The following is a 21263-nucleotide window of genomic DNA, read 5'->3' on the forward strand; positions in this document are numbered from 1 at the left end:
TCCCTTATTCTCATTTTCCAATATTTCATTAGGCCGGAGGTTGATTTATGACGAATTCGAATGTTGATTCTTCCTTGCAGAGTAGTACAGCACTCAAGCCTTCAGTGAAAAAGACGATGAATGAGGATAAGAGAAAGAGAAATCTATTTCTGCTTGTCTTTCTGCTACCAACGTTTATTTTTTATTGTGTTTTCACCATCTATCCTTTGCTAAGAGGCTTATATGTTAGTTTCTTTGACTGGTCTGGCAGTGCTGAAACAATGGACTTTATTGGTCTTGATAACTATAAAGAATTGATTCAAGATCCTATTATTGGAACCGCTTTATTAAATGATTATTTTCTCGTGATTGGTAAAGTACTCGGTATTTTAACGCTTGCAACCTTGTTTGCGGTAGCTATTACAAGGTTGAAGGTTAAGGGATCAAGCTTCTTTCGATTCGCTTTTTTTATTCCAAATATTATTTCGGTTGCTGTAATTGCCGTATTATGGAGAGCTATTTATCATCCAGAGCTTGGTTTTTTAAATAATATTATTAATATTTTTAGACCTGAGAATGATCTCGTACGTAAAGTATGGCTAGGTGATGCCGATTCCGCAATGTGGTCATTGCTTTGGCCTTCCATTTGGGCGGGAATTGGCTTCTATATGATTCTTTTGATTGCCGCAATTTTATCGATTTCTACGGAAATTTATGAACAAAGTGAAATTGATGGGGTTTCGAAGTGGAAGCAGTTTACAAGAATTACACTTCCATTGATTTGGGAGCAGGTCAAGGTGTCGATCATTCACATTACCATTACAACATTGAATGGTTCAATCGTAATCATATGGATTATGACAGAAGGTGGACCCGATAACCGAACTCAGGTAATGGGCTCCTATTTATATCAAATGGGCTTTAGACAATTTCATATGGGATATGCTGCAGCGATCGGAGTATTGATCCTGGTAACATCCTTACTTACCACGGCAATTCTATCAAGACTATTACGTAAAGAAGTTTACGAGATGTAACGGAGGTGATGAAGGTGAGATATCTTATTAACGGGTTATTTAGAGGGGTATTATATATCATATTGGGTGTTTGGTCGTTTCTTGTCATATACCCACTCTTTTGGACACTATTCGGTTCACTCAAAGATAATAAGCAGTTTTTCTTAGGGAAGCCATGGGATTTGCCTAATCTTCCGCTTGTCTGGGAGAACTTCTCGAACGTCTGGGGAAATTATCATATCGGCAATTACTTTGTTAATTCGATTATCGTAACAATATGTAGCTCTATACTTGCACTTCTCCTATCCTCTACAACTTCATATGTTCTTGCAAGGTTTGACTTCAGACTAAGAGGCTTCATGTTTACGATGTATATTGCAGCTATGATGATTCCGCTAATTATGGGACTTATTCCATTGTTCTTCTTACTAGATACATTTAATTTAGATAACACCCTGCTTGGATTAATTTTTGTGTATGCTGCCTACCAATTACCTTTTAGCATATTTGTGTTAGTTGGTTTCTACAAGACACTGCCCAAAGAAATTCAAGAAGCAGCGTATATTGATGGTGCATCTCACTCTGGAACCTTCTTCAAGATTATGATGCCACTCGCAAAGCCCGGAATGATAACGATCACTATTATAAACTTTTTGAACATCTGGAACGAATACATATATGGGGTTGTTTTAGTTAACGATCCAGAAAAGTATACGTTACCGGTTGGAATCGCCGTCATTCAAGCTGAAATGCAGTACAAGACTGAATGGGGTCCCCTATTTGCTGCACTGCTTATCTCTATGATTCCTGTGTTAATTGTCTATTTTGTATTCCAGAGACAAATTGCAGGAGGAATTACAGCTGGTGCTGTCAAATAGATAGATCTACAACAACAGTTAGGTGATAATTCCAATGATGACAAGAATTTTAGGTTTTTTGCAAACGATTGCAAGATCACTGATGATTCCTATTGCAGTTTTACCAGCGGCAGCAATTTTACTTAGGATTGGGAAGATTGAGTTTGACTATCCGTTCCTCACTCAATTCGCCCAAGTATGTAAGTTAGGTGGCAGTGCTATTTTCGATAACCTACCTCTGCTGTTTGCGATTGGAATTGCAATAGGCATGACAGGTGGTGAAGGGATTGCAGCGTTAGCATCGACAGTAGGCTACCTCGTTTTTCAGAATGTTCTGGGTAATTTTGATACATTAGATCAAAGCGGTAATGTCATCGAGCATTTAGATATGGGTGTGCTAGGTGGGATCATGACCGGATTTATAACGGTGTATTATTATCGACGATTTAAGAATTTGAAGCTGCCAACAGTGCTTGGATTCTTTGGTGGTAAACGCTTTATACCGATCATTACCTCGTTATCAATGGTACTTGTTGGTGTCTTAATGGGAATTATTTGGCCAACGGTACAAGAATGGATTCGTTCACTTGGCATGTGGATCATGTCAGGAGGTGGGTTCGGGGTATTTACTTACGGATTTTTCAATCGATTACTTATTCCAACTGGTTTACATCATATCCTCAATTCCATTGCTTGGTATCAAATAGGTGATTTCACAGAGGCAAGTGGCAAGGTAGTTCATGGTGATATGACCCGCTTTTTTGCTGGTGACTTGAGTGCGGGAAGATTCATGTCGGGATTTTTCCCGGTAATGATGTTTGGGCTTCCAGCAGCAGCCCTAGCTATGATCAAATTTGTTCATGTAAAGCATAAGAAGATGGTTGTCTCAATTCTACTGAGTTCTGGTTTGACCAGCTTTTTTACAGGGGTTACAGAACCTATTGAATTTGCTTTTATGTTCGCTTCCCCGATATTGTACTTCGTTCATGCGATTCTTACAGGGTCAGCCTTAATGTTGACGTATTTGCTTGATATCAAGCTAGGATTTAGCTTCTCTGCAGGACTTATAGACTTTATGCTTAATTGGAATCTAGGAAGTAATACGGTCATGATTTTATTAGTGGGTCTGGGTTATTTTGTGGCCTATTATTTTATATTTATAATGGTAATTAAGTTTTTCCGTTTGAAAACGCCGGGACGTGAGATTCAAGAGAATCATTCGGGTGAATCTTCTCCAGTGAAAGCATATAATTTAGAAGAACGTGTAGCGCTCGTAATTAGACAAGTGGGCGGTATGAATAATGTAATTTCCGTCGACGCTTGTATAACGCGACTTAGATTAAAGTTGAGGCACGAAATGATCTTACAAGAATCTGAGCTTGCGAAGCTTGGGGCGTATGGAGTCATGAATATGGGAAGAGGCAATGTACATATCGTATTTGGTACGGATTCTGAATTAATAAAGGATGGCATTCTTAATATTATGTCCGCTCGAGGTGTAGGGGGGATTCTATGATTATTCGTAAAATTGTACATGTACTATCTCATAATGTTGTAATGACGAAGCTTTCTACTGGAAAAAATTCTATTGTATTTGGTAAAGGGATAGGCTTTAAACGCACACCAGGTATGATTGTAGAGGAATCAGATATTACACAAGAATTTCTTATTTACACTTCAGAGGTACTCGAGCATTATGAGCAGATTATTAACGCTGTCGATGCTAGAATTATTGGTATAACTGAAGAGGTAATTGCTTATGCACAAGGTCATCTTGAAGGACAATTCTCCGAAACCATTCACGCAGCATTAGTTGATCATATCAATTTTGCTGTCGAGCGATGTAAGAAAGGAATTACGATTTCCAATCCATTTTCGTATGAGATTAAGCTTGTCTATGGTGAAGAGTATGTAATAGCAGAGCGAGCAGTTGTATTTCTGAATGAACATCTTGATGTTCAATTACCAGAGGATGAGATATCCTTTCTCGCGATGCACTTTCATGCGGCACGTAATCGGGGGAGAACATTAGATTCATTAGAACTTGTGCGCCTGGTATCGAGTGTGATCGATGAAGTTAAGAGTATTGGCATACAGTTTGATAACACCTTTTCAACTGTTCGCTTCATAACTCATCTCAAAAGCTTAATTGATCGTGTCAAGCATGATAAACCGATACGAAACCCACTACTTTCTAGAATTATTGAGGAATATCCTAAGTCTTATACAAGAGCAAAGCAGCTTTCAGCGATTATTAGTAAGCAGCTTAAACTAGAGGTGCCTGAGGACGAAATTGGTTTCCTAGTCCTACATCTGGAACGGTTTAAAGTGACTGAATAAATGGTATATATCTGATTTTCTGTTCATATAATTGAAGTGTACAACCTATATGGCGTATGAATGGAGTGAACTTTCTATGAAAAGCTGGAAGCTGAAAAATATTGCGTATCTAAGCATAGCTGTAGGGATGCTAGTGTATGCAGTGCCAAGATTATTCATTATCCAGTCGCTTAGTTCCATGCAAAATGTATTTAGTATCGTCTGGCTTCTGGTAGCGATATTGATTATAGCAGCGCATTTACATGAGCTGTTCGGTGTTGATGGGGAGACTAGGAAAGAGCTAGACCGCATATATAAAGTCAGAAGAAGAGGGCAATTTCAGCGCAGCAGATGATTCTGCTGCGTTTTTCTATTATAATAGTAATTATTATTAAATGATCGATATAAGTTACGGGGTGAACCGGTTGACGTCCAAAAGCATTAATGAGATGACAAAGCATGAGCAAATCTTAAATTATATAACAGAGCTAAAGCTTGGAAGCAAGATTTCTGTTCGGAAAATTGCTAAGAATATGTCTGTAAGTGAAGGGACAGCCTATCGAGCGATTAAAGAGGCAGAGAGTATTGGGCTTGTTTCCACTAAGGAACGGATTGGAACTGTTCGTGTTGAGAAGAAGCTAAGGCAAAATATTGATAACTTAACCTTCGAGGAAGTTGTTAGAATTGTTGAGGGCGTAGTGCAGGGCGGAGTCGGTGGATTGAACAAGACACTTAATAAATTCGTCATTGGTGCGATGCAGCAGGATGCGATGATGCGTTACATAGAACCGGGGTCTTTGCTCATTGTCGGTAACCGTAATAAAGCACATATATGTGCTCTTCAATCTGGTGCAGCGGTTCTAATTACTGGGGGATTCTCAACGTCAGACGAAGTTAAATCGCTTGCGGATAAGCTGCGATTACCGATCATATCTTCCACATATGATACTTTCACCGTTGCCTCAATGATTAATAGGGCCTTGTATGATAGATTGATAAAGAAAAAAATCATGATTGTTGAAGATATAATGAAGCCTGATCGGCATGTCTATACGCTTAAAGCGAGTTCTTTAAGCCAAGAGTGGAATAAACTGGTTGAAGAGACACACCATAGTCGATATCCTGTTGTTGATGAATGGAATCGGGTAATTGGGATTGTAACAACGAAGGATGTCGTTAGGGCACCTACTGGAGTCACCATAGAGAAATTAATGACAAGAAACCCATTAACTGTTAACCGGACTACCTCAGTGGCTTCAGCTGCACATATGATGGTGTGGGAAGGTATTGAGCTATTACCAGTTGTGGATGGTAGCCGCAAAATCATAGGTGTCATCTCAAGACAAGATGTACTTAAAGCGATGCAGCATATCCAGAAGGAGCAGCACAGCAGTGAAACCTTCGAGATGCTGATGTGGGGAGACTTTACGGAATCGAGGGACGAAGCAGGAAATCTTGTATTTCAAGGCAGTATTACACCACAAATGACGAATTACCTGGGTACGGTTTCTGAAGGAGTACTCGTGACATTAATGAATCAAGCTGCGTTCAGAGTAGTACAGGATTTTAAGAAGGGTGATCTTGTACTTGATAACATCTCCAGTTATTTTGTCAAACCGCTACAAATTGAGAATGTGATTGATATACGTCCAAGTATAATTGATATGTCACGAAAATTCGTGAAAATCGATGTACATATTTATTGTGATGATATGATAGCTGCTAAGGCGATGCTCACTGCACAGTTTATTGATCAGTCCTAGCAAATGACTAGGACTGTTTGCGTCGTTGGAACTCAGAATGATTGCGAATTCCTGAATAGAGATTAAATAAGCCAATTAATAAGAAAATAGTTGCGATAACACGACGTATGGCTGTGTCATTAAAAAAGAATAACTGCGCGATCGATAACAGAATAAGCATTAAGCCCATGCAAATATTCATCCGTGCGGCAAAAATACCGCGTTGTACTTGATTGGTTTGTCTCCGATAGCGAAGTGCATAATATACAGAAAAAGCTAGGGTAATCAGTATAAATGCAGATAAAATATATTGAACCGTTTCAATCATTAGGCTGCCTCCTAAACACATGTCTTCTATTAAATGTAAAGATATTCTAGGAGGATTGCAAATGAAGAAACGATGAATGTTGCTATCTTAGCAGAAGAATACAAGCTTGCTAGCTTGCTGGATTAGGCAAACGAATTTCTTTAGCTGAAAACCAAACGGTCAATTCCGTACCAATGAGAGCGAAAAAATGGACTGTGACTGTATAATTTTTGTCAAACACATTGTAAGGGTTTCTAGTTGAAATCAACTTTTCGTAGACAAGTGCATTATCTTTGGCCGTTGTAATTTTTTGAGCATATACAATCTTGAGCCCATCTCTTACTTTCTTTTCTAATTCCTCCTGAACCTCTGTAGTAAACTGAGTAGTCGTGTCTAATTGCAATCGAGCGTCAATTTGTTTGATGATATTGTATTTTTTTTCATTTTTACGCAATTGATCTAAGTCTTCGGTGAGCTCGATTTTCTCAATGTGTAAAATATTGTTCTCCGCCACAAGCTGTCCGAAATTATGTTGAAATATGAACATAAAAACTGCAGATCCGATCACACCTCCGACGATCAATAAGCTAATTCCCTTAAAGAAAGTTGAGGTATTGAAACCGCTCAAGGTTGCCCCCCGGCTTTAGTGATCCAGTGGATAAGCGTTGTTGCAAGGTGAGCGCCAATATAGGCTGAGATAATATATAGGATTTGTTTAAATGCAGGAGATAGCTGGCCATCTAGGAAGCTGCTTTGTATGGAACGAATGGGGTCAATCGTACCACCGACTGCAACGACCATAGCCCAAATTTTAATGTTATCAGCAATCACATCCATTTGATGGGTTGGATTTTTCATCGTAATAACCGCAGCAATACCTGCCAGAATACACCCCCCAAGTACAACTCCAAACGCAATCAGAAATTCGTCAATCATCTTGGAAATAAATGATGTCATTGTTTTACCTCCTTTAACCGTGATTGGAAACCTATACGTAACTCTGAATATTTGATGCGTTTACCCGAAATTGTCTCAAAGCAAGAAGCTCGTCTACTTTCATTTTATGGGACTAGGGTCTACGATTATGATAAAATGATAAGAACTAATTTGGATTCGGAGGTATCAGCGAATGAGTCGTTTTATCCATCTGCATGTTCATAGCGAATACAGTCTGCTTGATGGCGCTGCGCGGATTCAGGATCTAGTTCGGCGTGCAGCGGAGCTCGGAATGGACTCGCTTGCTCTGACCGATCATGGGGTTATGTATGGGGCTATAGCTTTCTATCGTACTTGTAAGGAACATGGAATTAAACCGATTATTGGGATAGAAGCCTATTATACAGCTGGGTCTATGACTGATAAGGGAAGTAGACTTGAACAGCCAATTTATCATTTAATTTTATTAGCTAAGAATATTCAAGGCTACCGTAATTTGATGAAGTTGAATACGCTCGGTCATCTACGGGGCTTTCACTATAAACCAAGAATTGATGCTGAAGCACTTCGTAAGCACTCAGAAGGGATTGTCTGCTTAAGCTCTTGTTTAGGCAGTGAAGTATCACAACATCTGTTGCATGATCGTAGAGAGGAAGCTTTGGCTGCTGCTGAACGATATAAAGCGATCTTTGGTGATGATTTTTATTTAGAGCTTCAGGATCATAGTCTTCTCGAGCAAAAAAAAGTGAATGTGGCTATGATTGAATTGTCCAAAGAAACTGGCATCCCTCTAATTGCAACGAACGATGTTCATTATGTTTGGGAGCCAGATGCGGCAGTTCAGGACATTCTTCTGTGTATCGGAACTGGCAAAACAGTTGATGACGAAGCACGAATGAAATTTAGTACAACTCAGATGTATATGAAATCAGCTGAGGAAATGGAGCGATTGTTTCCCCATGTGCCTGAGGCACTGGCAAATACAGTTGAAGTGGCAGAGAAGTGTAATCTAGAACTTGAATTTGGCAAGTCCTTCTTACCTAATTTTGAACCGATCCCTGAAGGATTAACATCTGAGGATTATTTAGTCCAGCTGTGCAGTCAGGGCTTGGAAGAGCGTTATGCAGCACAATTGACGAATTCATTAGATACCGAATTTCGAGATATGCTGGAGACGAGGCTTAAATACGAGCTCCAAATTATTGCTAAGATGGGATTCTCTGATTATTTTCTAATTGTATGGGATTTTATTTCCTACGCACATCGCAAAGGAATTATGGTTGGACCTGGTCGGGGGTCATCAGCAGGCAGTCTTGTTGCTTATACACTGCGGATTACGAATGTGGATCCGATCAAATATAAATTACTTTTCGAACGATTCCTTAACCCAGAGCGTGTATCGATGCCGGATATCGATATTGATTTCAGTGACTTACGACGAGATGAAGTCATTGAATATGTGGTTCGTAAATATGGACATGATCATGTTTCACAAATTATTACTTTTGGAACGATGGCAGCACGGGCAGCTGTCCGAGATGTTGGACGTGTGTTGAACCTACCATTTAATGATGTAGATCGCGCGGCGAAGATGATTCCGGGATCACTTGGCATCACAATCGAACAAGCAATTAACCAAAATGATGATCTACGTAAGCTTTCTGATAGCAATCCGAAGGTTGCAGAGCTATTAGATATGGCCAAGCGGGTCGAGGGAATGCCGCGCCATGCTTCAACACATGCCGCAGGTGTTGTCATATCACGTGAGCCACTTACAGAGTATGTGCCCTTGCAAGAAGGTGCTGGTGACTCAGCTCTAACACAATACTCCATGGAATTTCTTGAAATGATCGGTTTGCTCAAAATGGACTTTCTGGGTCTGAGAACACTGTCGATTATTGAACGAACCGTCGAATGGATTCGTGAACAAGAGGGAATCGAAATTGATTTCAATCAGATGAATATGAATGAAGATCCTCTCACATACGAGTTACTTGTTCGTGGTGAAACGACAGGAATATTTCAATTAGAGTCAACCGGAGTTCGGCGTGTTCTTAAAGAGCTGAAGCCTTCCGAGTTTGAAGATATCATTTCAGTTCTTGCCTTATATCGTCCAGGCCCAATGGAATTCATTCCGAAATATATAGCAGGTAAGCATGGTCTAGTAAAAGTTGAGTATCCACATCCTTCACTAGAGGAGATTCTCTCTGATACGTATGGAATTATCGTATATCAAGAACAAATTATGCAGATTGCGTCGAAAATGGCGGGATTTTCGTTAGGAGAAGCAGATTTATTAAGGCGAGCAGTATCGAAGAAGAAGCGTGAGGTGTTGGATGAGCAGCGGGCGCATTTCGTAACGGGCTCCATTAGTGAGGGCTATACAGAAGAAGAGGCGAATCATGTCTATGATATGATTGTTCGCTTCGCTGATTATGGCTTCCCACGCGCACACGCGACTGCTTATGGAGTTCTCGCCTTTCAGACGGCTTATCTGAAAGCACATTATCCGAGGCATTTCATGGCCTCGATGCTTACCGCGGTGATGGGCAATCACCGCAAAGTGGCGGAATACGTCGACGAATGCCGACGTATGCATCTCTCCGTGCTGCCACCGGATGTGAATGAGAGCGGCGTGACCTTCACGCCACTCTCACCACGCGGTGAGCAGCACGAGGATCTCGCCGCTGCTGCGACTAGCAGCGGCGAGAGTGCGCCTGCGCTCAGCACAGGCGCTGTGCAGGCGGATCGTGGTGCGATCCGCTTTGGACTTGCCGCCGTCAAGAACGTCGGCACACAAGCAATCGACGCTATTCTAGCTGAGCGTCAGCATGGCAAATTCACGTCGTTGCTCGATTTTTGTCAACGTGTAGATCTTCGCGTATGTAATAAACGCGTGATTGAATCGCTCATTCAAGGCGGCGCGTTTGATGAATTACCTGGTCATCGTGCGCAGCTCATTGCAATGATTGATGAAACTGTAGATAATGCGCTTAAATGGCGTAAAGAAAGAGATGATCTACAGCTTCATTTATTCGGATTTACAGAAGAACAGAATTGGCAGGTAGAATATCCTGATGTACGTGCCTATACGCAGGGGCAAATTTTAGAATTTGAACGTGAATTGCTGGGATTATTTATTTCGGGTCATCCACTTGATGCCTATGATGAAACGATGGAGCAATTGAAAATTGACCCCCTTCATCATCTTCAGGAATATCCGGAAGGCGCAGAGGTAGTTGTGGCGGGTATGGTAGCCGAGACGAAAACGATCATCACTAAAAAAGGTGATCCAATGGCATTCATGGAACTTGAGGATCGAATCATGCGAACGGAAATAGTCTTATTCACTCGTACATGGAAGCAGGTTGCTCCAATTGTACAAAAAGGAAATTTATTATTAGTGAGAGGTAGATTACAGCATGGAGACGAAGAATCCTTTAAAATAATTGCTGATGATGTATATTTATTGGCAGATCCCGATGTAGCTCGTAAAATTCGTACAACACAGCGCCCACTACGATCTGGCTCACAAGCACATCGTTTGAATAACAAAGCGCATAATACCAGTCCTCCCAGTAAGACTGAGAGTGTTGTAGCTGAGACGGTCAATTCTCAGAAAATATTCATTAGGATAACACCTGAACATGAATCACCGAGTAAGCTGACACAATTGAAGTTACTTCTTAAACTTCACACAGGTTCTCTTCCGGTTATTTTATTTTATGAGAATGGTCGCCGTAGCCTTGCCCTTAGTGCGAACTACCAGGTAAAGCCATCTTCAGAGTTGATCCGACAAATTCAGCTTATTCTTGGCCCAGACTCGGTCATTGTGAAATAAAATCTTCCCAGCCCGCATACAATGTATAATCCGACAACATTACAATGTGAGCTTCGGACAAGGGGAGGGTTTTTATATGAATTCATTAGACCATATTCTTTCTGTACTTCGGGACAGAGGTGTAACAGTAGCACCTATAGCCAAAATCGTGTACAAGCTTCAAAAGCCTTACAATGACCTTCTGACCCTTCAACAATGTGAAGAAAGTATATATGCTGTACTGGCCAAACGAGAAGTGCAGTTTACTTTATATACAGGAATTGCTCTTGATGAATTGGCAGAAAAAAAGATGCTCCCACAGCCACTTCAAGCCATAATGGAGGCAGATGAAGGCCTTTATGGTGTGGATGAGACACTTGCTCTTGGGATTGTTCATGTTTATGGCATGATTGGTCTGACCTCATTTGGATATCTGGATAAGCAGAAAACGGGGATTATTCGCAAATTGAATGACAATAAGGAAGCTATTCATGTTTTTTTGGATGATTTAGTCGCAGGACTTGCAGCCGCAGCATCGGCACGAATCGCACACCATAATGGGAAAGTGACTGACTATATTTCCCATCTGAGGGAATGAAGTGAACTGACTATTTTGAAATCGATAACATAATAACTTATTTTTACCATGTATAAATAATGGCTTATTCTTGCTTGCAAAAGTATAGGTATGTTATCATTATTGCATTGTACAGGCACCTAGGATGATAACATCTATTTATGTACCTATTTATCCTTCACTAATTTAAGGAGGTTTTTTGTAATGTGGACGGTGATTTATATTGCTCCTACGGCTAAAATCGCCGAACGTATACAGCAGAATTTGACTGAAGAAGGCTTTCTCGTTCAGGTTCGAGCTATCAGTATGACAAAAAACCAATTTGAAATACTTGTCCCTGAAGGAGAGCTTGAAGAAGTTCAAGAGGTACTAAATACCATATTACATAGGTAATTTAAGCGCAGCATGTCCGGAATTCGGACATGTCTTTTTCCGTGAAACAGAAAGTTTTTTTATCACTTTAAACTTTCATTTTTGTATCACGTATGCGTACCCGAGAAACTCCTATTCAGGCTGTTTTTTGCCAAACGTATAGATTTTGAGTCAGTGAGGTGCTGTGGTGCTAAAGGATCTTTTTCAAAAGCGGAAGTATGCAACAATTCCATCTGATCGACAAAAGCGTGAAATTCCCGAAGGACTTATGAATAAATGCCCAAGTTGTGGAACTATTCAGTATAGCAAGGAATTAGAGAAGAACCTAAAGGTATGTAGTGTCTGTAGTTATCACTATAAACTGAACGGGTTTGAGCGAATTATCATGATGGTTGATGAGGAGAGTTTTGTTGAATTTGATTCAATGATGATCTCAGAAGATCCTCTTCAATTTCCAGATTATACGACTAAGCTTGCGAAAGCGCAGACTTCAACTGGGATGAAGGACGCGATCATTACGGGATCAGCAACTATTGGAGGATTTCCTGTTGCAATTGGAGCGATGAGCTTCGATTTTATGGGTGGATCACTAGGATCAGTAGTAGGCGAGAAAATTGCAAATCTCATTGAATATGCAATTGACAAGAAGGCTCCTGTTATCTTATTCTCTACATCAGGTGGAGCAAGAATGCAGGAAAGTATTCTCAGTCTCATGCAGATGGCCAAGACGAGTGCTGCTGTATCAAAGCTTAACGAGCATGGTGGTCTGTTTATTTCAATTATTACGGATCCGACATTTGGTGGTGTTTCGGCTTCGTTTGCCATGCTTGGTGATATTATTATGGCTGAGCCAGCTGCATCCTTCGGATTTACGGGTAGACGAGTTATTGAACAAACTATTCGACAGAAGATGCCCGAAAATTTCCAAACAGCTGAGTTTAACCTTTTACATGGTCAACTTGATAAAGTTGTGCATCGTAAAGATATGCGAAATACGATTATTAAAATCCTTGATATGCACGGGATGAAGGGAGAAGTGTCAAATGGCGGTTGAATTAGCTTTTGAACAGCCGCTTGTCGAGCTTCGATCAAAGATTGAGGAATTACGCAGGTTTGGCGATGAAAAAGGGATTGATTTTGTAGATGAAATCAAACGCTTAGAGGAACGATATAGTGCTTTGGAAGAAGAGTTATATTCCTCAATGACAGCTTCGCAAAAAATGCAGCTTGCCAGACATCCAGGGCGACCAACAACAATTGATTACATACAGTCTATTTTCACCGATTTTATTGAATTACATGGTGATCGTGTATACGGTGATGATTTGGCTATTGTTGGAGGACTTGCTAAGATAAATGGGATTCCTGTCACGATTGTAGGCCATCAGAAGGGTAAAGATACAAAGGATAATATTGCCCGAAATTTTGGCTGCCCACATCCCGAAGGATTTCGTAAGGCTCTACGTTTGATGAAACAAGCCGATAAATTTAACCGGCCTATCATCACTTTTATTGATACAAAGGGTGCTTTTCCAGGAAATGCTGCTGAAGAGCGGGGACAAAGTCTAGCAATCGCCCAGAACTTGATGGAAATGGTGTCATTTCGCGTTCCTATTATTGCTGTCGTTATTGGAGAGGGCGGCAGCGGTGGTGCACTTGCATTAGGTGTAGGTAATCGTGTATTGATGCTTGAGAATGCCATCTATTCTGTTATTAGTCCTGAAGGTGCTGCATCAATTATTTATCGGGATGCTTCTAAGTCGTTATTAGCTGCGGAAGCAATGAAGATTACAGCCGATCATATCCATGAGCTTGGTGTAATTGACGGAATTATTCCCGAGCCTAAAGGAGGAGCGCACAAGGACCCCACTCAACAGGCAGAACACATCAAAAGAGCTTTATGGGAAAATTTGGAACTTCTGCTCAGCATGAGCGAGGAGCAACTAAGAGAAGACCGATACAATAAATTTAGAACAATTGGTCGGTTTACATTCACTCAGGAGGATAATCATGCGTAAAACTAAAATTGTATGTACGATTGGACCAGCAAGCGAATCTTTGGATAATTTAAAGAAACTAATCAATGCGGGAATGAATGTTGCTCGTTTGAACTTCTCACATGGTGATTTTGAGGAACACGGTGCTCGGATCACTACGATCCGTCAAGCTAGTAAAGAAACGGGTAAATCCGTTGCTATTCTACTTGATACCAAAGGACCTGAAATTCGTACAGGTAAAATGAAGGTTGAGCCTATCGAGCTAGTTCAGGATCAATTTGTTACGCTTACTACGGAAGAAATTCTTGGAGATGCTGAACGTATTTCTGTTACTTATGAGAATTTACCGAATGATGTAGCTGTTGGATCAACTATTTTGATAGATGATGGTTTAATTGGTCTTGAAGTTGTTGAAATTAAAGGAACAGAAATTAAATGCCGTATTGTTAACGGTGGTTCCATCAAAAGTAAAAAAGGCGTTAACGTACCAGGAGTTAAGATTTCACTTCCAGGTATCACGGAAAAAGACGCTAACGATATCGTTTTCGGAATTGAGCAAGGCGTTGACTTTATTGCCGCGTCCTTCGTACGTAAAGCAGCAGATGTAATGGAAATTCGTGAACTTCTAGAACGTCATAACGCACCACAAATTCACATCATTTCTAAGATTGAAAACCAAGAGGGTGTAGACAACCTTGATGAGATCTTAGAAGTATCTGATGGTTTGATGGTTGCTCGTGGTGATTTGGGCGTTGAAATTCCAGCTGAAGATGTGCCGATTGTTCAAAAACAAATGATTAAGAAGTGTAACCGTGTTGGTAAACCGGTTATTACAGCAACGATGATGCTTGATTCCATGCAACGCAACCCGCGTCCGACTCGTGCGGAAGCAAGTGACGTAGCGAATGCTGTATTCGATGGTTCAGATGCAGTTATGCTATCTGGCGAAACAGCTGCAGGAAAATATCCAGTTGAATCCGTTCTAACTATGGCTCGTATTGCTGAGCGCACGGAAGAAAACCTTGAGTATCGTGAAATCTTTACTCGTCAAGCACAATCGCAACAAACGACAGTTACGGAAGCTATTTCGCAAGCTGTAGCTAATTCCGCACATGAACTTGATGCAAGAGCGATTCTTACAGCTACAGAAAGTGGCTATACAGCGAGAATGGTATCTAAATACCGTCCTAAATCACCTATTATTGCTGTTACACCTTCGGAACAAACAATTCGTCGTCTATCCCTTGTATGGGGTGTAGTTCCAATTAAATGTCCAGCAGCAACAACAACGGACGAGCTGTTTGAAGCTGCTGTTAACACTGCAGTTGCTGCGGGTCATGCAAATTATGGTGATATTGTTGTGATTACTGCAGGTGTTCCGGTGGGACGTGCGGGTACAACAAATATTATTAAAGTTCATCAAGTTGGCGACATGGTTGCTAAGGGTGTGGGCATTGGTACCAAGATGGTGAAAGGTAAAGTTATTACTGCTAGTACTGCGGCGGAAGCTGTTTCTAAGATGAAAGATGGCGCTGTCCTTGTTGCAACTGCTACAGATAAAGACTATATGCCTGCAATAGAGAAAGCATCTGCACTTGTTACTGAAATTGGTGGTATTACTTCCCACGCAGCTGTTGTAGCAGTATCACTAGGGATTCCGGTAATTGTTGGTGTTGATAACGCAAGACAACTACTTACAGATGGTGTTGAAGTAACACTATACCCAGAGCTTGGCGCAATTTATTGCGGCTGTGGTAAAGTACTATAAGATAAGTTTTAGTTGATTTAGTTTTAGTTTAAATTTAGCAGAGTGATGCGTAGCTTCTTGCATCACTCTGCTTTTCCGTATTATCAGGGGAAATTAGTTGCTGATAAATTGTTTATGGAGATTATAAAGGAGTGAAGAACTATGCCAGGACCGTGGTTTCATCATGCTTTTCGTGTGCGATACCAAGAAACAGATCAAATGGGAGTCGTCTACCATGCTAATTATTTGAATTGGTTTGAATTGGGAAGAACAGAGTTGATTCGTCAATTAGGAATTCCTTATACCGAGATCGAACAATCTGGATTACTACTACCTGTGGTGCATGCTGAAATAGATTTTCGTAAGCCAGCGAAATATGATGATATTGTATCTGTCTATACCCGAGTTAAGTCTTATACTCGTATTCGTTTAGAGATGAGCTGTCAAGTACATAGAAGAGTTGAGAAGGACATGAAGCTAGTTGAGGATCATAATCATATGGGGACTGATTTAGAGCCTTCAGGGGAGCTGTTAGTGAGTGGTTTGACTCGTCATGTTTGGGTGAATCGTAATTTCAAAACAGTACGATTAGATCAGGAGTTTCCAGTTTTATATAAGCTTATCGAAAAACAATTTTGAGTATTGAGACTATAAGTGGTTGCTAATTGGAGGTTTTATAGGTTAAATTAGATAAGGTTCTTAATATTGGCTTAATTTAGAAAATTAGCTATATTATAAATATTGTTTTATTGTTATGATAACTAAATTTTATGATTTTTTAGATTCACAGAAGGTTCAAAATACTTTATGATTAATTAAGGTCATTAGAATCGTACTATTCTTTTACTTAATGATGTGAGGAGATGTTCCCATGACTGCAACAAAAGGGTTGGAAGGTATAGTTGCCACAACCTCGTCTATCAGTTCTATCGATGATGGTGTATTAACTTATCGTGGAATTGATATTGACGAATTAGCGGAACATGCCACTTTTGAAGAAGTGGTTTATTTACTTTGGTTCGGCAAACTTCCTACAAGATCAGAGTTGGAACAATTACAGCAAGATTTAAATACTTACTCCGTAATACCAGATGCTCTGATTGCTCAATTGCAGATGTATCCTAAAGATGCGAATGCAATGGCAGTTCTTCGAACAGCAGTATCTGCTCTTGCGTTATATGATAATGAAGCGAATGATATGAGCATGGAAGCTAACGTTCGCAAAGCTATTAAACTGCAAGCACAAATTCCAAGCATTATCGCAGCGTTTGCTCGAATCCGTAATGGACAAGAGCCAATAGTTTCTAAAGGATATCCTTCTCTAGCAGCTAATTTCTTGTATATGATGACTGGTAAAGAACCGGATTCAGTTGCTATTAAGGCGCTAGACAAAGCACTTGTTTTGCATGCTGATCACGAGCTTAACGCTTCTACCTTTGCTGCTCGTGTAACAGTGGCTACACTGACTGACATCTATTCAGGAATTACTTCTGCGATCGGTACGCTCAAAGGTCCACTTCATGGTGGTGCGAATGAGGCTGTTATGGCGATGCTTGAAGAATCTGGTAGTCTTGACAATGTGGAATCTTACATCAATAATAAACTAGGTAATAAAGAGAAAATTATGGGATTTGGTCACCGTGTATACAAGAATGGTGATCCTCGTGCGAAGCATCTACAAGAAATGTCTCGTGAGCTTGGTATCATGAACGGTAATATGAAGTGGTATGATATGTCCATTAAAATCGAAAATATGGTGACAGGTGAAAAAGGTCTTAAACCTAATGTCGATTTTTATTCCGCTTCTGTGTATACTGCTTTGGGAATTCCACGCGATTTGTTTACTCCTATTTTTGCTATTTCTCGTGCGTCTGGATGGACAGCACATGTGCTTGAGCAATATGAGAACAATCGTCTGATCAGACCAAGAGCAGAGTATACTGGGTTATCCAATCAACATTACATTTTGATGGAAGACCGTTAATCGCGTTCAACAGCGAATAGGACGGGCAGTTCAAGCATTTAGAGAAAATATCCATTTTCTTTTCAAATGCTGGAGCTCCCGTTTTATGTTTGTCTTAAATGATAAGAGAGCTAGGCCAATATAATTAGGAGGTAATTTACAATGCCGAAATTCGAACAGTTTGCACTACCTACAGAAGGCGACAAAATTACAATTGAAAACGGAACCTTAGTCGTTCCTAACAACCCGATTATTCCATTTATCGAAGGTGATGGCACTGGTCCAGATATTTGGGCAGCGTCCAAGCGTGTACTAGATGCAGCAGTTGAGAAAGCATACAATGGCGAGAAGAAAATCGCATGGTATGAAGTATTTGCAGGCGAAAAATCATTTAACGGGTACGGTAGCTGGTTGCCAGCAGATACACTTACTGCAATTCGTGAGTATATCGTAGCGATCAAAGGACCTTTGACTACACCAGTAGGTGGCGGAATTCGTTCTTTGAACGTAGCACTACGTCAAGAATTAGATCTATATGTTTGTCTACGTCCTGTGCGTTATTTTGATGGTGTTCCATCTCCAGTTAAGCGCCCTGAGCTAGTTGATATGGTTATCTTCCGTGAAAATACAGAAGACATCTATGCGGGTATTGAGTACCAAGAAGGTACAGCTGAAGTGAAGAAAGTGATCGAATTCTTACAAAATGAAATGGGTGCTAATAAAATCCGTTTCCCTGAAACTTCAGGAATCGGTATTAAGCCTGTTTCCAAAGAAGGTTCAGAACGTCTGGTTCGTGCAGCTATTAACTATACAATTGAACATGGTCGTAAGAGCTTAACGCTTGTACATAAAGGAAATATCATGAAATATACCGAAGGTGCTTTCAAGAACTGGGGATATGAGCTAGCTGAGCGTGAGTTCGGTGATCAAACCTTTACATGGAATCAATATGATCGTATCAAAGCTGAGCAAGGAACTGATGCTGCAAATGCTGCACAGAAGGAAGCTGAGCAAGCAGGTAAGATCATCATTAAAGATGCGATTGCTGATATTGCACTTCAACAAGTATTAACTCGTCCGAATGAATTTGATGTAATTGCTACACTTAATCTTAATGGTGACTACTTGTCTGATGCGCTAGCTGCACAAGTTGGTGGTATCGGTATTGCACCAGGAGCTAACATCAACTATGTAACAGGACATGCAATTTTTGAAGCTACTCACGGTACAGCACCTAAATATGCTGGACTTGATGTAGTGAATCCAGGATCTGTTATTTTATCTGGTGTTATGATGCTTGAACACCTTGGCTGGCAGGAAGCTGCTGACCTTATTTATAAAGGTATGGAAACTTCAATCAATAATAAGACAGTAACTTATGACTTTGCTCGTCTAATGGACGGCGCTTCTGAAGTTAAATGTTCCGAATTCGCTAATCAAATTATCAAAAACATGTAGGGGAGAGATATATTAATGGCTATTAGTCGTAATAAAATTTCCGTTGTAGGCGCAGGTTTTACAGGAGCAACTACTGCACTCATGTTAGCACAAAAAGAACTTGGTGATGTTGTACTAGTCGATATTCCTCAGCTTGAGAATCCGACTAAAGGAAAGGCCCTAGACATGCTTGAAGCAGGTCCAGTTCAAGGATTCGACGCTAAAATTATCGGTACATCCTCCTACGAGGATGCTGCTGGTTCTGATATCGTTATTATTACAGCAGGTATTGCTCGTAAGCCTGGAATGAGCCGCGATGATTTGGTTAATACGAATGCAGGAATCGTTAAATCTGTATGTGAAAATGTGAAAAAATATTGCCCGGATTCAATTGTTATCATTCTTTCGAATCCTGTTGATGCGATGACGTACGCAGCATTCAAAGCTCTTGGATTTCCTAAGAACCGCGTAATCGGTCAATCCGGTGTACTTGATACGGCTCGTTACTGCACATTCATTTCACAAGAATTGAATGTTTCTGTTGAAGATGTTCGTGGCTTTGTATTAGGTGGTCATGGCGATGATATGGTTCCACTAGTACGTTATTCTACAGTTGGTGGTATTCCAATTGAGAAATTAATCTCTGCAGAACGCATTGAGGCTATCGTACAACGCACTCGTACAGGAGGCGGTGAAATCGTCAACCTACTAGGAAATGGCTCCGCATACTATGCGCCAGCAGCATCTCTTGTTCAAATGGCTGAAGCGATTCTTAAAGACAAGAAACGTGTTCTACCATCCATTGCATTACTAGAAGGCGAATACGGCTATGATAATTTGTTCATGTGTGTTCCTACATTACTAGGTGCTGATGGTATTGAGAAGGTATTCGAACTTGAATTGACTGCAGAAGAGCAAACAGCACTTGATAAATCTGCTCAATCCGTTCGTAATGTTGTTGAAGTTGTTCAAAAAGGTTAATAGCTTCATATGAATGATAAACTCCAGTTTAATTCGCCGCTGAATGGCGTGATTAAACTGGAGTTTTTAATTATCCAATCAAACTGGAATAGGTTAGATCGTGCAGGATATAGGCAAGGAAAAATATAACGCAAGGATTCTCATAACGATGTTGAATTTTCGTTAATTGCTCGTAGTAGGTGCCAGCATAATGGGGGTTGTTGCGCATCTCTAAGTTTGATTTAATCAATGCATCGATTTTATCAGCGACGTCGACGAGCTCACCTTCATACGTCTCATCCTTACATTCAACCATGAAATCAAGGAGCTCTTCATGAAAGAAGTCAGGCAGCTTATGCACCATGGAGCGAGCAACCTCTTTTTCATATAACTCAAATGCATGTTTGATATCTTCCGTCGATTTCTTGATTTTGGAGATCGTATCGCCGGTCCGCTCTTCAACAAGATCATGCAGCGTTGATCTGCCAACTAATCGGTATATATCAATGTGTTGATTTCCAAAACGTTCACGTTCTAGCAGTCCATTAAACAAGGAGAGCGCTGCTACGCGAAATGAATGGGTAGCGTCATTATCTGGAATTAGGTTAAAATTGCCGCTCCAACGCTCAACTTTATCGAGGTTTACTATGTAGCTGATAAACTCGTAAACTCCTTCTTGTTTATCAAACTCTTGTACAAGCCACTTAATAGATTGTAAATTCGACTTATGCATGACTTGATTAAAAAGAAGAAATTGTTTATGAAAATACGGATTGTTATCGGAAATAAATTCGCGATGACAAAATAGCATAGCATCGAATGTATCAATTGCATTTACGAGCTGTCCAAGATAGGTGCCATCTTCAGCATCAACAATGTAGTCAGTAAAAAATGGGCGAAGCGATTTGGACAAATAGCAGACGATATCTTGACTGACTTGCTTCTCCAAAGATTTGATATGTACAGCAACTAGGGGGTCCTTCTTGGTGACATGTTTGATGGAAGACGTCACAGTCTCGTTTAAGTCATGTAGGAGAGCCCTAGCGACTAATTTTAATTTATCAATTGAATTGTCAAATAGCTTTTCCTCGATAATTCCGATTAAAATTGCGATTGCAGCACAGCGGAAACTATGGCTTGCCGCATTATCTTTAAATCGTGGGGCGTATTCACTCCATCTTGGAACGTATTGCATTTGTAAAATAGTATTTGTGAATTGACCGTTTTTCATGGT

General features: G+C 40.4%; 20 protein-coding genes. 16 read left to right on the forward strand and 4 right to left on the reverse strand.

The features are described from left to right. Nucleotides 1-116: 116 nt before the first annotated feature. From AC1DOK_RS20160 to AC1DOK_RS20185, 6 genes are all read left to right on the forward strand, one after another. The gene (locus AC1DOK_RS20160) at nucleotides 117-1016 is read left to right on the forward strand and encodes a carbohydrate ABC transporter permease (protein WP_477556175.1); all 900 of its coding nucleotides are present in this window, start codon (nucleotides 117-119) and stop codon (nucleotides 1014-1016) included. A gap of 8 nt (nucleotides 1017-1024) precedes the next feature. After that, a complete protein-coding gene (locus AC1DOK_RS20165; RefSeq protein ID WP_477556121.1) occupies nucleotides 1025-1873 on the forward strand; it encodes a carbohydrate ABC transporter permease in 849 nt (282 codons plus the stop codon). Between the two features lie 46 nt (nucleotides 1874-1919). Continuing rightward, nucleotides 1920-3368, forward strand: coding sequence for a PTS transporter subunit EIIC (locus tag AC1DOK_RS20170; protein WP_477556176.1), 1449 nt, complete (start codon nucleotides 1920-1922; stop codon nucleotides 3366-3368). Beyond that, nucleotides 3365-4192 (forward strand): PRD domain-containing protein, encoded by an 828-nt coding sequence (locus AC1DOK_RS20175; RefSeq protein WP_477556122.1) that lies wholly within the window; start codon nucleotides 3365-3367, stop codon nucleotides 4190-4192. The genes AC1DOK_RS20170 and AC1DOK_RS20175 overlap by 4 nt, the downstream gene beginning before the upstream one ends. A 76-nt stretch (nucleotides 4193-4268) precedes the next feature. Then, the gene (locus tag AC1DOK_RS20180) at nucleotides 4269-4526 is read left to right on the forward strand and encodes a hypothetical protein (RefSeq protein ID WP_477556123.1); all 258 of its coding nucleotides are present in this window, start codon (nucleotides 4269-4271) and stop codon (nucleotides 4524-4526) included. A 40-nt stretch (nucleotides 4527-4566) separates the two neighbouring features. Next, entirely contained in the window at nucleotides 4567-5934 is a 1368-nt protein-coding gene (locus AC1DOK_RS20185) for a DRTGG domain-containing protein (RefSeq protein ID WP_477556124.1), read from the forward strand. Nucleotides 5935-5941: 7 nt separating this feature from the next. Here the strand turns inward: AC1DOK_RS20185 and AC1DOK_RS20190 are convergent, their stop codons facing one another. From AC1DOK_RS20190 to AC1DOK_RS20200, 3 genes are all read right to left on the reverse strand, one after another. Continuing rightward, nucleotides 5942-6241 (reverse strand): YtpI family protein, encoded by a 300-nt coding sequence (locus AC1DOK_RS20190; protein WP_477556125.1) that lies wholly within the window; start codon nucleotides 6239-6241, stop codon nucleotides 5942-5944. Nucleotides 6242-6350: 109 nt separating this feature from the next. Further along, nucleotides 6351-6848: a sporulation membrane protein YtrI gene (locus tag AC1DOK_RS20195; RefSeq protein WP_477556126.1), complete on the reverse strand. Its 498-nt coding sequence runs from the start codon at nucleotides 6846-6848 to the stop codon at nucleotides 6351-6353. After that, nucleotides 6845-7177 carry a YtrH family sporulation protein gene (locus AC1DOK_RS20200; protein ID WP_477556127.1) on the reverse strand — a complete coding sequence of 111 codons (333 nt, stop codon included), beginning with the start codon at nucleotides 7175-7177 and terminating at the stop codon, nucleotides 6845-6847. The genes AC1DOK_RS20195 and AC1DOK_RS20200 overlap by 4 nt, the downstream gene beginning before the upstream one ends. Before the next feature lie 172 nt (nucleotides 7178-7349). On the opposite strand from AC1DOK_RS20200, the gene AC1DOK_RS20205 reads away from it, so the two are divergent. From AC1DOK_RS20205 to mdh, 10 genes are all read left to right on the forward strand, one after another. After that, a complete protein-coding gene (locus tag AC1DOK_RS20205) occupies nucleotides 7350-10997 on the forward strand; it encodes a DNA polymerase III subunit alpha (protein ID WP_477556128.1) in 3648 nt (1215 codons plus the stop codon). 76 nt (nucleotides 10998-11073) lie between these two features. Then, entirely contained in the window at nucleotides 11074-11574 is a 501-nt protein-coding gene (locus AC1DOK_RS20210) for a phosphatidylglycerophosphatase A family protein (RefSeq protein WP_477556129.1), read from the forward strand. A 183-nt stretch (nucleotides 11575-11757) separates the two neighbouring features. After that, nucleotides 11758-11946 carry a glutamate decarboxylase gene (locus tag AC1DOK_RS20215; RefSeq protein ID WP_477556130.1) on the forward strand — a complete coding sequence of 63 codons (189 nt, stop codon included), beginning with the start codon at nucleotides 11758-11760 and terminating at the stop codon, nucleotides 11944-11946. A 166-nt stretch (nucleotides 11947-12112) separates the two neighbouring features. Next, entirely contained in the window at nucleotides 12113-12979 is an 867-nt protein-coding gene (accD, locus tag AC1DOK_RS20220) for an acetyl-CoA carboxylase, carboxyltransferase subunit beta (RefSeq protein WP_477556131.1), read from the forward strand. Next, entirely contained in the window at nucleotides 12969-13943 is a 975-nt protein-coding gene (locus AC1DOK_RS20225; protein ID WP_477556132.1) for an acetyl-CoA carboxylase carboxyltransferase subunit alpha, read from the forward strand. The genes accD and AC1DOK_RS20225 overlap by 11 nt, the downstream gene beginning before the upstream one ends. Continuing rightward, nucleotides 13936-15690 carry a pyruvate kinase gene (pyk, locus tag AC1DOK_RS20230; protein ID WP_477556133.1) on the forward strand — a complete coding sequence of 585 codons (1755 nt, stop codon included), beginning with the start codon at nucleotides 13936-13938 and terminating at the stop codon, nucleotides 15688-15690. The genes AC1DOK_RS20225 and pyk overlap by 8 nt, the downstream gene beginning before the upstream one ends. Before the next feature lie 141 nt (nucleotides 15691-15831). Further along, complete coding sequence (locus tag AC1DOK_RS20235; protein WP_477556134.1) at nucleotides 15832-16308, forward strand: acyl-CoA thioesterase; 477 nt, start codon at nucleotides 15832-15834, stop codon at nucleotides 16306-16308. A 232-nt stretch (nucleotides 16309-16540) separates the two neighbouring features. Then, nucleotides 16541-17653 (forward strand): citrate synthase, encoded by a 1113-nt coding sequence (gene citZ, locus AC1DOK_RS20240; RefSeq protein ID WP_477556135.1) that lies wholly within the window; start codon nucleotides 16541-16543, stop codon nucleotides 17651-17653. Between the two features lie 141 nt (nucleotides 17654-17794). Beyond that, the gene (gene icd, locus AC1DOK_RS20245) at nucleotides 17795-19090 is read left to right on the forward strand and encodes an NADP-dependent isocitrate dehydrogenase (RefSeq protein ID WP_477556136.1); all 1296 of its coding nucleotides are present in this window, start codon (nucleotides 17795-17797) and stop codon (nucleotides 19088-19090) included. Between the two features lie 15 nt (nucleotides 19091-19105). Further along, nucleotides 19106-20050 carry a malate dehydrogenase gene (gene mdh / locus AC1DOK_RS20250; RefSeq protein ID WP_477556137.1) on the forward strand — a complete coding sequence of 315 codons (945 nt, stop codon included), beginning with the start codon at nucleotides 19106-19108 and terminating at the stop codon, nucleotides 20048-20050. Between the two features lie 70 nt (nucleotides 20051-20120). Here mdh and AC1DOK_RS20255 read toward each other — a convergent pair whose 3' ends face one another. Beyond that, nucleotides 20121-21260, reverse strand: a complete 1140-nt coding sequence (locus AC1DOK_RS20255; protein ID WP_477556138.1) for a YfbR-like 5'-deoxynucleotidase — start codon at nucleotides 21258-21260, stop codon at nucleotides 20121-20123. Nucleotides 21261-21263: the final 3 nt, after the last annotated feature.

The sequence above is a fragment of the Paenibacillus sp. P5_B5 genome, assembly GCF_056400365.1.